This is a genomic window from Streptomyces sp. NPDC006879 (assembly GCF_042869595.1).
Lineage (GTDB): Bacteria > Actinomycetota > Actinomycetes > Streptomycetales > Streptomycetaceae > Streptomyces.
The window spans coordinates 9,110-22,929 of sequence record NZ_JBIAGC010000001.1 but is presented as its reverse complement, the minus strand read 5'-3'; the positions used below and the strand labels follow the sequence as shown (position 1 = coordinate 22,929).

The following is a 13,820-nucleotide window of genomic DNA, read 5'->3' as shown; positions in this document are numbered from 1 at the left end:
ACGTGGTGGGCACCATCGACATCATGCTGCCGCACTACGGCGACACCGCCCTGATGCAGCTAGCGGTGCGCAGCGTGCTGGCACAGACCGACCCCGACTGGCGCCTGACCGTGGTGGACGACGGTCAGGAAGAGGGGGTACCACAGTGGTTCGCCGCACTCGGCGACGACCGGGTGCGGTATCAGCGCAACGAACGCAACCTGGGGATCACCGGGAACTTCCGCAAGTGCGTGGAACTGGTCGAGGCCGAGTACTTCACGATGCTCGGCAGCGACGACCTGCTGTTGCCGAACTACGTGGCGACGCTGCGGGCTGCCATCACCGCCCGCCCCAAGGCGGCCATGTACCAGCCCGGCGTGCAGGTCATAGACGAGAACGGGGCCGTTTGCAGCAGTCTGGTCGACGAGGTCAAGCGCAGGCTCTACGCGCCCCGGACCGACGGCCGACGGACGCTCTCCGGCGAGGACCTGGCCGCGAACCTGCTCGCCGGGAACTGGCTGTACTTCCCGTCGATCGCTTGGCGCTCAGACATCGTCAAGGAGGTCAACTTCCGGGAGGACCTCTCGGTCATCCAGGACCTCGCCCTGGTCGTCGAGCTGATCCGGCGCGGCGAGGAACTCGTGGTCGATCCGGCCGTGTGCTTCCAGTACCGGCGCCACTCGGGCAGCCTCTCCGCGAGCGAGGCGGGAACCGGGAAGCGCTTCGCGGAGGCCCGCCGCTTCTTCCTGGAGACCGCAGAGACGATGCAGGCCCAGGGCTGGCCCAAGGCCGCCAGGGCGGCCCGTCGGCACCTGTCGATGCGGCTCCACGCGTTGACCATGGTCCCGGGTGCGCTGCGCAAGCGGCAGACGAGTACCGTGCGGACACTGCTGAGCTACGCACTCGGCAAGAATCAGCACTCCACGCCCACCGGGCCGTGAGCGGCACCCCCTGCCCTCAGCCCCTTCGTAATCCGGCTGGTTACCCCATATGAAATCTTCGCAAGCTGCTTCGCGGTCCCACACGCCTCGGTTCAGCATCATCGTGCCGACGTACAAGGTCGAGGCGTACCTGCGTGACTGCCTCGACTCCGTCCTGGAGCAGTCCTTCGAGGACTACGAGCTGATCGTCGTCAACGACTGCTCGCCGGACGGTTGCGCTGAGATCATCAACGAGTACGCCGCCGCGGACCGCCGCGTCCTGCCCCTGCACCTGGAGCAGAACGTCGGGCTCGGCCGCGCCCGCAACGAGGGCATGGCCCGCGCCACCGGCGAGTACCTGCTCTTCCTCGACAGCGACGACTCCTTCCTGCCGGGTTCCCTCCAGGCCATCGCACAGAGCATCGACGAGGCCGAGAACCCGGACCTCGTCGTCTTCGACTACGTGCGGACCCACTGGGACGGCCGAATCACAGCGAACTCCCGAGCAGACGTGCTCGCTGACGCACCGGCGGGCGCCTTCACGCTCGACGAGCACCCTGGCCTGCTCGATCTGCTCCAGGTGGCGTGGAACAAGGCCTACCGGCGCGAGTTCATCGAGGAGTGGGGATTCCTCTTTCCGCCCGGCTACTACGAGGACACGCCGTGGACCTACCCGGTACTCATCGCGGCGGCGCGCATCTCGGTCCTCAACCGGGTCTGCGTCTACTACCGGCAGCGGCGGCAGGGCAGCATTCTGCACAGCACCAGCCGCAAGCACTTCGACATCTTCGAACAGTACGAGCGGGTCTTCACGTTCCTGACGGAGAACCCCCAGTTCGACCAGTGGCGCTCCCTGCTCTATGACCGCATGATGACGCACTTCCGAGTGGTCGAGTCCTCTCCCGGTCGTCTCCCCGCCGACGCCCGCGCCGAGTTCCGCGCCCGCCGACTCGAAGACGAGCGCCTCTACCGTCCGGCGGACTACGTGGAGGCCCCTCAGGCCAAGGTGCCCCTGGTGCGCCGTGGTGCGCGTCGACTGCCCGGACCTCTGCTGGGTGCGGCGCGCCGTGCCTACTCGGCGGCCCGTGGAACCCGCAGCAGCGCGGGCAAGCTGAAGAAGGTCACCCGCAAGGCCGTGCTGGAGACCTACTACCGGGCACAGTGCGCGCTGCCGGTGGAGAAGGACCTGGCGGTCTTCGCCGCCTACTGGGACACCGACTACTCCTGCAACCCGGCCGCAGTCCACGAGAAGCTCCTCGAACTTGCCCCCGAGATGCGTACCGTGTGGGTACTGCGCCCCGGTGCCCGCCGCCGCCCGCCGGCCGGTACCGAAGTGGTCCACCCCGGTTCCTTCGGGTTCTGGCGCGCCATGGCACGCGGCGCGTTCTTCGTGAACAACGTGAACTTCCCCGACCGGGTGGTCAAGCGGCCGGGCCAGGTCTACCTCCAGACCCACCACGGCACCCCGCTCAAGCGGATGGGTGTGGACCTCGCGGAGTTCCCGGCGGCCCGGCGGACGATGAGCCTGCGGCGGCTGATGAAGCGGGTGGACCGCTGGGACTACAGCCTGTCTTCGAACAGCTTCTCCACCGCGGTGTGGGAGCGGGCGTATCCGGCCGAGTTCACTTCTCTGGAATACGGATATCCGCGCAATGACGCCCTGGTCAACGCGACCCCCGAGCAGACCCGGGCGGCGCGTGAAAGCCTCGGCATCCCCGAGGACTCCACGGTGGTGCTGTACGCGCCGACGCACCGGGACTACCGGCAGAGCCCGCAGCCGATGCTCGACCTCGAACTGCTCGCCCAGAGCCTGGGTAGCGGCTTCACCGTGCTGTCGCGCACGCACTACTTCTACCTGAACGCGGCCTTGCCGGCCGCACAGTCGGGCAGTGCGCGGATAGTCGACGTCAGTCGCCACCCCCGGGTGGAGGAGCTCTACCTGGCAGCCGACTGCCTGCTCACCGACTATTCGTCACTGATGTTCGACTACGCGCTGCTGGACCGCCCCATCGTGATTTTCGCCAACGACTGGGAGACGTACCAAGCCGCCCGCGGCACCTACTTCGATATCCACGTCGAATCGCCCGGCCCCGTCGTGGCAACCGAAAGTGACCTTTCGAACGTCTTCCTCTCGGGACGCTGGTCGGACGACGACTCCGCCAAGTCCCGCGCCACGTTCCGCAAGCGCTTCTGCGAGTTCGATGACGGATTCGCCGCAGAGCGTGTGGTACGCAAGGTGTTTCTAGAGCAGGACGGTATACCGCCGGTGGGAACGTCCACCGAGCGCCAGCTCCCTCGCGGGCAGAACTAGAAACACCGTCCTACATGAGCCGGGGCTGAACACCCCGGCTCACGGAATAGCGAAAGGAAAGGGTAGTTACTCGATGCCTCCCCGCCTGTCAGTGATCGTCCCGGTCTACAACGTGGAACTTTTCCTGGACGAATGCCTGCAGTCGCTCGTCGACCAGACCTTCACCGACTGGGAGGCCGTGGTCGTCGATGACGGCTCGACCGACGGGAGCCTGGCCATCGCCCAGCGTTGGGCGGCCGAGGACGAGCGCATCCGAGTGGTGGAGCAGAAGAACCAGGGACTGGGTCCGGCCCGCAACACCGGCGTCGCCCACCTGTCCGAAGGCACCGAGTTCATCGCGTTCGTCGACAGCGACGACATCGTCCTCCCGCAGGCGTACGAACACTGCATCGCCAGCTTGGACAGCACTGGCTCGGACTTCGTCTCCGGCAACGTGAACCTACTCAAGGCCGGTGAGGTGCTTCCCTCACCGCTGCACGAACGGCGCCTGGCCCAGTCCCGCAGCCAGACCCACATCTCCCGGGACAAGGGGCTGATCTACGACCGGACCGCCTGGAACAAGGTTTTCCGCCGGTCGTTCTGGGACACTCACGCCTTCGCCTTCCCCGGCATCTTCTACGAGGACGCACCGGTCACCCTGCCGGCGCACTTCCAGGCGAAGTCCGTGGACGTGCTGGGTGAACCGATCTACCTGTGGCGCCAGCGGACCGGCGGAGCCCCCTCGATCACCCAGCGCCGTACCGAGCCGGTCAACGTCCGCGACCGGATCCGTTCCTGCGACTCGGTCAGCCGCTTCCTGGCCTCCCAACCCGGAGCCGAATACCGTGCCCACAAGCGCTGGTACGACGAGATCTTCCTGACTACCGAGCTGCCACTGTTCATGGGCGTACTCGACGAGGCGGGCCCCGAGTTCCACCACGAGTTCCTGTCGAACGCCGCCGACTACCTCCAGCGGGTGGACCGCGAACTGCTGGCCACCCTGCCTGCGGCGCTGCGCATCAAGTGCCACCTGATCGCGCACGGAAAACTGGCCGAGCTGCTGGAGATGCTCGCGTACGAACGGGAGACCGGCAAGATCGTTCCGGTGGTCCGTCAGGGCCTCAGGCACTTCGCCGAGTACCCGATGCTGGCGCATCTGGACATTCCCCGCAATGTGCTGCGCGTCGACGCGGAGTTCACCGCCCGGGCCCGGGCGCTGGAGACGGTTTGGGTCAACGGCCGTCTACAAATCAGCGGCTACGCGTACATCCGCAACCTGGAGACCACACCGCCCGGTCCCGCCCTGCGGGTGGCGATGCTCCGGGAGAAGGGCAGCAAGCGAACCGTCCTGATGCGGCCCAAGCGGACCAGGGAGCCCAAGGCCACCCAGTGGTCAGGACAGGCCCTGCAGGACTACGACTGGTCCGGCTTCGTCCTCGACCTCGATCCGGAACGGCTCAAGGGCCGTGGAGGTTGGCGCGAGGGCACCTGGCAGCTCACCATGGCCACCGGCCTGGTGGGACGTCCGCGGCGCTCCCGGGTACGGGTCGGCGAGACAGGATCCGGTGAATCGCCCGAGCAGTTCTGGGTGGAGGACGACGTCCGTATCGTCCCCTTTGCCGCGGCCAAACACCTCTACGTGCGGGTCGAGCGGGTCCGTGCGCTGCTGACCGGCCACCAGGTGGTCGAGGGCGCACTGGAGCTGACCGGCCTGCTGGGTCACGAGGCCGCAGAGGACTCCGAGCAACGCCTGCGGCTGACGGAGAGCAGCTCCGAGACGGTGCACCAGTACCCGGTGGTCCTCCAGGGCTCAGCGGGCAAGCGCCGCAAGTTCGCCGTCCGGATTCCGCTCGCCGACCTCGACCTGCCCGCCGGCTCGTACGAGAACGACGAGCAGACCGCGACCTGGGCAGCCGAGCTCGTCCTGGGCGACGGCAGCGAGCACCCGGTGGCCGTCGACGGCAGCGACGAGGACCTCACCGCCCAGTACCCGGTCAGCTGCGAAACGGCCGTCGCCTGGGGCGGGCGGGTCCTCGCTGTCACGGGCAACGCCTCGGGACGGCTCCAGCTGCGCAGTCAACCCGTACAGCCGTTCGTCGAAGCGGCCTCCGTCTCGGCGGACGGTACCGTCACGCTGGAGGGGGCCATGCCCCTGTGCGGCGACGAAGCGGTGGAGTTGGTGCTCCGCCACAGTCGCCACTCCGAGGAGCACAGCTACCCGGTGACGATCACCGAGGGCGCCCTGCGGGCGCAGTTCCAGCCGGTCCCCGACTCCTTCAGCGAGGTCCCATTGCGCCAAGGGCGCTGGTACCTCTTCCTGCGCTCGCTCTCCGGGGCGAACGAGGTGCCGGTGCGCATCGCCGCTGCCGCCCGAGCGGCGCTGCCCCTCCAGTTCTCCGCACGTGGCCGCGTCTACAAACTGAACCACCGCTTCTACGACCGGCTGCACATCGAGGCGGTCCCCGACCTGGCACCTGACGAGCTGGGCTGGTACCGCCAGCGGCAGCTCCGCACCGGTCTGTACGCGCGCTCACGCAACGCGCCGCTCACCGACACCGTGCTGTACGCGACCTTCTCGGGCCGCCAGTACTCCGACTCGCCACGCGCCGTCTACGAGGAACTGGTGCGCCAGGGCTCCGCCCTGGAACATGTGTGGGTCGTGGAGGACAAGCGCGCCGAGGTACCCGAGGGCGTCAAGGTGATCCGCCGCTGGAGCCGCGAGTGGTACGAGGCCCTGGGCCGCAGCCGCTACATCGTCACCAACACGCATATCCCGCACTGGGTGCGCCGCCGCGACGGACAGGTCATCGTCCAGACCTGGCACGGCACTCCGCTCAAGCGGATCGGCCACGACATCGACGGTGTGCAGTTCGCAGACCGCAAGTACCTGAGCAAGGTCGCCGAGGAGACCCCGAACTGGAGCTTCCTGGTCTCACCGAACCGCTTCTCGACCCCGATCATGAAGCGGGCCTTCAAGTACGAGGGCGAGGTCCTTGAGTCCGGCTATCCGCGCAACGACGTCCTGCTGGCGGGCGACACCACGGAGCGTGCCCGTGCGGTGCGCGCCAGGATCGGCCTCCCCGAGGGCAAGAAGGTCGTCCTGTACGCGCCGACCTGGCGCGACGACCAGTTCTACCAGGCGGGCAACTACAAGTTCGATCTCCGCCTGGACCTGCGCAAGGCCTCCGCACAGCTCGGCGAGGACCATGTTCTGCTGGTCCGCAAGCACTCCAACATCGTCGACGCGGTCCCGGGCGCCGGCGACGGCTTCGTCTTCGACGTCTCCAGCTATCCCGACATCGCCGAGCTGTTCCTGATCACCGACGTCCTGGTCACCGACTACTCCTCGCTGATGTTCGACTTCGCGAACACCGGCCGGCCGATGCTGTTCTTCACCTATGACCTCGGCTACTACCGGGACCAGCTCCGCGGTTTCTACTTCGACTTCGAGGAGAAGGCTCCCGGACCACTGATCCTGGAGTCGGACGCGCTGATCGAGGCACTGCGCGACGTGGACCACATCAGTCGACGCTACAGCGAGGCCTACGCCGAGTTCCGCCGGATGTTCTGCGACCTCGACGACGGCCACGCGGCCGAGCGGGTCGTCACCCGGATGCTGGAGCTGGGACAGCCGAACAGCCTCCCCGTCACCGAGCCCGCGGAGCAGCGTTGAAAGCCCCGAACATCCCCGTCCTGAGCGAGCGGATGGCGAAGATCCCGCCCGAACGGCGTCTCGCCCTAGCGGTGTACGCCACCACCCAACTGGTCCTGTTGATCTGGTGGCTGGCCTTCTACCCCGGGGGGATGAGCTACGACTCGATCTCCTACGTCTGGCACGTCACCACCGGGCACTGGATGTCCAACCACTCGGTCGCCTACGACGGCCTGGTGTGGCTCTCCCTCAACCTGACCGGTGACCTGGCCGCCCTGACCTTCCTGCAGACCGTGGCCATGGCGGCGACGCTGGCCTACGCGGCAGGCACGCTCAGGGAGTTCGGAGTCCGCGGGCGCTGGGCGGCCCTGGCGGCGCTCGCCTGCACGGTCCTGCCCTCCGTCGGCGTCTTCACGGTCTACGTGTGGAAGGACGTCCCGTTCACCATCGGTGCGGTCCTCGCCTTCGCCGCCGCGGGGAGGCTGGCGCGGCGGCGCATCGCGGGCACGGAGGCGGTGCGCGACCGGGCGTTCCGCCGACATGTCGGCTTGCTGTTCCTCGGCTTCCTCGCCATGGCCCTGTTCCGCAACAACGGCCTCCTGGTCGCCCTCGCCGCCGCCCCGCTGCTGTTGATCGTCCTCCCGAAGATGCGCCGCTGGCTGCTGGCAGCCACAGTGATCCCGGTGGTCACCGCCGCTACCTTGAACCTGGGCATCTACCCGGCGCTCGGAGTCAAGACGCCGACCAAGGACCAGGTGTACGCCTTCAACTACGCGGACATCGCGGTGGCCTACGGCAGCAAGCCCGACACGTTCACCAAAGCCGACACCGAGCTGATGGCCAAGGTGGCCCCCTTGGAGCACTGGGGGGGGAAGGCCGCCAACTGCTACAACGCCGACTGGGCAATGCAGAAACCGATGGACCGCTCAGCCGCCGAGAAGCACAACGAGGAGCTGCTGGAGCTGTGGGGCCGGATCCTCAAGCGGACCCCTGACGCGATCCTCGACGCCCGCATCTGCCGTGCACACATCGCCTGGGCGATCTTCCCAGGTCCGGCGGAACTGAACGGCAACACCTTGATCTCGGTTCCCACCGTGCCCGCCGACCTCTTCGGCTGGGCGGAGTGGAACCCCCAGATGCGCGACAGCCCCTACCGGCCCCTGTTGAAGATCCGCCCGGTGTCACAGGAGCTGCACGACGTCGCCTACTTCGCCTGGAAGGCAAGTCGGGTGCCACAGTTGGACTGGCTGCTCTACCGGGGGGCCATCTGGTGCTACGCGGCCTACGCCATCGTGATCGCCTTCAGCCGCCGCAACCGGCAGCCGGCCGCGCTCGCTCTGCTGGCGCTACCGCTGGCACTCCAGCTGACCGTCCTGGCGGCCAATCCCGCCCCGCTGTTCCGGTACATGGTGGCCCCGATCTTCATCGGTCTGCTGTTGGTGCCGCTGTTGGGCGCGAAGCCCCGTTTCGGCCAGCGTTCCGCGGCCCCCCGGGGCAGCGAGCCGGTCTCTCGTGACCGCCCCGAGCCGGAGGCCGAACGTGCTTCCGTAAGCGTTTCCTGACCCCGCAGCGGGGCGAAGTCCACCCGCCGAAGGACAGCGCCAGGAGCATCTTCCCGGGGCCGTGACCTCGGCGCCCGGGCACCGGACGTGCGGCCGGAGGGCGGTAGAAGCGGAGAACCGGTTCTACCGCCCTCGCTGTTCTCGCAGGTCAAGATGGTTAACCACGGGCGGTTTGACGCTTCTTGGGCAAGCAGCCTACTTTGACGGTCTTCCCAGCCAGACGGAGAGTCACCCCGCACATGAACCTCATACGGAAGGCCGTGATCCCGGCCGCCGGCCTCGGCACCCGGTTCCTCCCCGCGACCAAAGCCACCCCCAAGGAAATGCTGCCGGTCGTAGACAAACCGGCCATCCAGTACGTGGTGGAGGAAGCAGTCGCCGCGGGGCTCTCGGACGTCCTCATGGTGACGGGCCGCAACAAGCGCCCGCTGGAGGACCACTTCGACCGGAACTACGAGCTGGAATCGGCGCTGACCCGCAAGGGCGACTCCGAACGTCTTGCCAAGGTGCAGGAGTCCAGCGATCTGGCCACCATGCACTACGTCCGCCAGGGCGACCCCAAGGGCCTCGGCCATGCCGTCCTGTGCGCGGAGCCGCACGTCGGCGACGAGCCCTTCGCCGTACTCCTCGGCGATGACCTCATCGACCCCCGGGACCCGCTCCTCGCCCGCATGGTCGAGATCCAGGAGCGCGAGGGCGGATCCGTCGTCGCGCTCATGGAGGTCTCGCCCGCACAGATCCACCAGTACGGCTGCGCTGCCGTCGAGGCAACCGGCGAGGGCGACGTCGTACGCATCAACGGGCTGGTCGAGAAGCCCGGCCCCGGCGAGGCGCCCTCCAACCTGGCCGTCATCGGCCGCTACGTCCTGGACCCGGCGGTCTTCGGCGTACTGCGCACCACCGAGCCCGGACGCGGCGGGGAGATCCAGCTCACCGACGCACTCCAACTCCTGGCCGCGGACGAGAAGATCGGCGGCCCAGTGCACGGGGTCGTCTTCAAGGGGCGGCGCTACGACACCGGCGATCGCGGTGACTACCTGCGGGCCATCGTGCGCCTCGCCTGCGAGCGCGAAGACCTCGGCCCCGACTTCAAGGCATGGCTGCGCGACTACGTCGAGCAGGAGTGCCGCTGAGCCCGGTTTGACCGGTAGCTGAGGCACCCGTAATCTTGTCCATCGGCGTGTTTTCATCCACGCCCACCCCTGAGCACCTCCCTTCCGCTTCTGCGGGAGAGGCCGCTCGTCCGATCCCGGATTCACCGCGGGCCCAGGCCCGCGTGGGCGGCTGGCATCAGGGGATCCGTTCCGAGCGAGAGTGAGATCCGCGTGTACGCCATCGTGCGCAGCGGTGGTCGCCAGCACAAGGTTGCTGTCGGCGACATCGTTGAGGTTGACAAGATTTCCACTGCCAAGGTTGGCGACACGGTCGAGCTCTCGACCCTGCTCGTTGTCGACGGCGACGCCGTGACCAGCGACCCCTGGGTCCTGGCCGGCATCAAGGTCCAGGCCGAGGTCGTGGACCACCACAAGGGCGCGAAGATCGACATCCTTCGCTACAAGAACAAGACCGGCTACCGCCGTCGCCAGGGTCACCGCCAGCAGTACACGGCGATCAAGGTCACCGGTATCCCCACGGCTGCGAAGTAAGGGACTGAGACATGGCACACAAGAAGGGCGCATCGTCCACTCGGAACGGTCGCGACTCCAACGCTCAGCGGCTCGGCGTCAAGCGCTTCGGCGGCCAGACCGTCAACGCCGGTGAGATCCTGGTCCGCCAGCGCGGCACCCACTTCCACCCGGGTGCGGGCGTCGGCCGTGGCGGCGACGACACGCTGTTCGCACTGCAGGCCGGTGCCGTGCAGTTCGGCACGCACCGTGGCCGCAAGGTCGTGAACATCGTTCCGGTCGCCTGATCCCAGGCACCGTACAGCGGTAGTTCCTCGCGAGGGCGGACCTCACTTCCCGTACGGGAAGCGGGTCCGCCTTCGCCGTGTTACGAGTAAGACAACCCGAATTCCCCCATTCTGGAGGCACCACCATGACCACCTTCGTGGACCGCGTCGAGTTGCACGTCGCCGCGGGTAACGGAGGCCACGGCTGCGCCTCCGTACACCGGGAGAAGTTCAAACCGCTGGGTGGCCCCGACGGCGGCAACGGCGGTCGCGGCGGCGACGTGATCCTCGTGGTCGAGCAGTCGATCACCACGCTGCTGGACTATCACCACAGCCCGCACCGCAAGGCCACCAACGGCAAGCCCGGAGAGGGCGGCAACCGTTCCGGAAAGGACGGGCAGGACCTGGTCCTCCCCGTTCCCGACGGCACCGTCGTCCTCGACAAGCAGGGCAACCTGCTCGCGGACCTCGTGGGCCAGGGCACCACCTACATCGCCGCCGAAGGCGGTCGCGGTGGCCTCGGCAACGCGGCACTGGCCTCCGCCCGCCGCAAGGCCCCCGGCTTCGCGCTGCTCGGCGAGCCCGGCCGTTCCGGCGACATCGTGCTGGAGCTCAAGACCGTCGCCGACGTGGCCCTCGTCGGCTACCCCAGCGCCGGCAAGTCCTCGCTGATCTCGGTCCTGAGCGCCGCCAAGCCGAAGATCGCGGACTACCCGTTCACCACTCTGGTGCCCAACCTCGGTGTGGTCACCGCCGGCTCCACCGTCTACACGATCGCGGACGTCCCGGGCCTGATCCCCGGCGCCAGCCAGGGCAAGGGCCTCGGCCTGGAGTTCCTGCGCCACGTGGAGCGCTGCTCCGTGCTCGTGCACGTGCTGGACACCGCCACGCTGGAGTCCGACCGCGACCCGGTCTCCGACCTCGACGTCATCGAGGAGGAGCTCAAGAGCTACGGCGGCCTGGAGAAGCGCCCCCGGATCATCGTTCTGAACAAGATCGACATCCCGGACGGGCAGGACCTGGCCGACATGATCCGTCCCGACCTGGAAGAGCGCGGCTACAAGGTCTTCGAGGTGTCCGCGGTGGCCCGCACCGGCCTGAAGGAGCTGTCCTTCGCCCTGGCCGAGATCGTTTCGAAGGCTCGGGCCCGCAAGCCCAAGGAAGAGGCGACCCGGATCGTCATCCGGCCCAAGGCCGTCGACGACACCGGCTTCACCGTCACGTTCGAGGAAGAGGCGGGCGTCTACCGGGTGCGCGGCGAGAAGCCGGAGCGCTGGGTGCGCCAGACGGACTTCAACAACGACGAGGCCGTCGGCTACCTGGCCGACCGCCTCAACCGCCTCGGTGTCGAGGACGCGCTGATGAAGGCCGGCGCACACGCCGGGGACGGCGTGGCGATCGGCGCCGAGGAGAACGCGGTGGTCTTCGACTGGGAGCCGACCATGATGGCCGGCGCCGAAATGCTCGGCCGCCGCGGCGAGGACCACCGCATGGAGGCCCCGCGGCCGGCTGCGCAACGTCGCCGGGACCGCTCAGCGGAGCACGACGAGGCGCAGCAGGCCTTCGACGAGTTCAAGCCCTTCTAGGGGCACGGACCTGCTCGTCCACCGGTCCGGTCACCGGGGGGAACCGGACCGGGACGGGGCGGGTCTTAGGTCCTGTCGTGAAGTACTGCCGATCAGGCGGGCTTGGACGACAGGACCCGGCCGGTGGGTGCGCAGCACACCTCCTGCCCGCCGCGGCCAAAGGCAACCAACGAAACGACCGGGAGCACGGGCGCAGATGACGTATCTGATCACGGGTGGGGCCGGCTACATCGGAGCCCATGTGACACGGGCAATGACACGGGCCGGGCAGCGGGCGGTCGTCCTCGACGACCTGTCGACGGGCGACGCGAACCGGGTCCCCGAGGGCGTTCCGCTTGTCATCGGCTCCACCCTGGACCGCGACTTGTTGAACCGCACGATCGCCGAGCACGGCGTGAGCGGTGTGGTGCACCTCGCGGCCAAGAAGCAGGTCGGCGAGTCCGTGGAGCTGCCGCTGCACTACTACCGCGAGAACGTCATCGGCCTCACCGTCCTCCTGGAGGCGGTGGCCGCAGCCGGGGTGCGCAGCTTCCTCTTCTCCTCCTCCGCCGCCGTCTACGGCATGCCCGACGTGGACATGGTCCGGGAGGACACGCCCTGCCTGCCACTCAGCCCGTACGGCGAGACCAAACTGGCCGGTGAATGGCTGGTGCGCGCCACCGGGGCCGCGCACGGCATCGCCACGGCCAACCTGCGCTACTTCAACGTGGCGGGCGCGGCCACGCCGGAACTCGCGGACGTGGGCATCTTCAACCTGGTGCCGATGGTCTTCGAAAAGTTGGAGAACGGTCGGTCCCCGCTCGTCTTCGGCGACGACTACCCGACCGCGGACGGCACCTGCGTACGCGACTACATCCACGTGGAGGACCTGGCCGAGGCACACGTGGCCGCCGCCTTGCGCCTGACCGAATGGGCTGCGGCCGGCGCTCCCCGTGACCTCACGGTCAACATCGGGCGCGGCCAAGGCGTGTCGGTGCGCGAGATGGTGGATCTGATCAGCGAGATCACCGGTATCGAGCGGTCCCCGGAGATCGCGCCGCGTCGCGCCGGTGACCCGGCCCGGGTGGTGGCCGCGGCTGACCGCATCCATGACGAACTCGGCTGGAAGGCCCAGCACGACGCGCGGGCAATGATCAGCTCTGCCTGGGCGGGCTGGCGCCATCTGCGGGACGCCTGACGGTACTGTCCAAAGCCCCTGGCCCAGGTGCAGCTGACCCAACTCACCCACGGCTGGCGCGAAGCTCGCAGGACGGCGAATGACGGCGAAGCCCCCCGGACCTGAAGCTGGTCCGGGGGGCTTCGCCGTGTCTCACCACGAGGGAAGCGGCGGGGTCACTCTCCGGTCGACTCCGTCACCGAGGGCAGCGAAGGCTGCTCCGCCGCGGCGGTCTTCTTCGTCGCCTTCTTCGCCGTCGCCTTCTTGGCCGTGGTCGCCTTCTTGGCCGCAGTCGTCTTCTTCGCCGCGGTGGTCTTCTTGGCCGCTGCCTTCTTGGCCGTGGTCGTCTTCTTCGCCGCGGTGGTCTTCTTGGCCGCGGTCTTGCGGACCGCCTTCTTCACCGGAGCGGACTCCTCGGTCGCCGGCTCGGGCTCAGCCACCGGCGCAGGCTGAGCCTGGCTGGTCACGACCACGACGGCCTCCTCGGTCCCGGCCGGGGAACCGGCCGGAGCAGTGGCCTTGCGGGTCGCCCGACGACGAACCCGGGGTGCCGGCTCAGGCTCGGCCGGGGCCTCAGCCACCGGCTCGGCCTCCACCACCGGCTCGGGCCCAGGCTCAACCACCACAGGAGCCGCCTCGACAGCCTCCACCGCCTTCGGCGAACCAGCCGGCGCCGACACCTTACGCGTCGCCCGACGACGAACCCGGGGTGCCGGCTCAGGCTCGGCCGGGGCCTCAGCCACCGGCTCGGCCTCCACCACCGGCTCGGGCCCAGGCTCAACCA

The 13,820-nt window shown here is 68.3% G+C and carries 9 protein-coding genes and 1 pseudogene; 9 read left to right on the top strand and 1 reads right to left on the bottom strand.

The window, feature by feature from the left end:
- Positions 1-2: 2 nt before the first annotated feature.
- The 9 genes from ACFYMC_RS00100 to galE all read left to right on the top strand — a co-directional run bounded on the left by ACFYMC_RS00100 (position 3) and on the right by galE (position 13,057).
- Entirely contained in the window at positions 3-920 is a 918-nt protein-coding gene (locus tag ACFYMC_RS00100; RefSeq protein ID WP_388516369.1) for a glycosyltransferase family 2 protein, read from the top strand.
- A gap of 49 nt (positions 921-969) precedes the next feature.
- Entirely contained in the window at positions 970-3,210 is a 2,241-nt protein-coding gene (locus ACFYMC_RS00095) for a CDP-glycerol glycerophosphotransferase family protein (RefSeq protein WP_388516366.1), read from the top strand.
- 73 nt (positions 3,211-3,283) lie between these two features.
- Entirely contained in the window at positions 3,284-6,862 is a 3,579-nt protein-coding gene (locus tag ACFYMC_RS00090) for a CDP-glycerol glycerophosphotransferase family protein (RefSeq protein ID WP_388516363.1), read from the top strand.
- Positions 6,859-8,403, top strand: coding sequence for a DUF6020 family protein (locus ACFYMC_RS00085; RefSeq protein ID WP_388516360.1), 1,545 nt, complete (start codon positions 6,859-6,861; stop codon positions 8,401-8,403). Before ACFYMC_RS00090 ends, ACFYMC_RS00085 begins: the two co-directional genes overlap by 4 nt.
- A 239-nt stretch (positions 8,404-8,642) precedes the next feature.
- Positions 8,643-9,536, top strand: a complete 894-nt coding sequence (gene galU, locus ACFYMC_RS00080; RefSeq protein ID WP_388516357.1) for a UTP--glucose-1-phosphate uridylyltransferase GalU — start codon at positions 8,643-8,645, stop codon at positions 9,534-9,536.
- Positions 9,537-9,728: 192 nt separating this feature from the next.
- Positions 9,729-10,049, top strand: a complete 321-nt coding sequence (rplU, locus tag ACFYMC_RS00075; RefSeq protein ID WP_045947825.1) for a 50S ribosomal protein L21 — start codon at positions 9,729-9,731, stop codon at positions 10,047-10,049.
- An 11-nt stretch (positions 10,050-10,060) separates the two neighbouring features.
- Positions 10,061-10,315 (top strand): 50S ribosomal protein L27, encoded by a 255-nt coding sequence (rpmA, locus tag ACFYMC_RS00070; RefSeq protein ID WP_049715810.1) that lies wholly within the window; start codon positions 10,061-10,063, stop codon positions 10,313-10,315.
- A 125-nt stretch (positions 10,316-10,440) separates the two neighbouring features.
- Positions 10,441-11,880 carry a GTPase ObgE gene (obgE, locus tag ACFYMC_RS00065; protein WP_388516352.1) on the top strand — a complete coding sequence of 480 codons (1,440 nt, stop codon included), beginning with the start codon at positions 10,441-10,443 and terminating at the stop codon, positions 11,878-11,880.
- Positions 11,881-12,076: 196 nt separating this feature from the next.
- Positions 12,077-13,057: a UDP-glucose 4-epimerase GalE gene (gene galE / locus ACFYMC_RS00060; RefSeq protein ID WP_388516349.1), complete on the top strand. Its 981-nt coding sequence runs from the start codon at positions 12,077-12,079 to the stop codon at positions 13,055-13,057.
- Positions 13,058-13,212: 155 nt separating this feature from the next.
- Here the strand turns inward: galE and ACFYMC_RS00055 are convergent.
- Positions 13,213-13,820 (bottom strand): annotated as a pseudogene (locus tag ACFYMC_RS00055) (ribonuclease E/G); the annotation flags it as partial.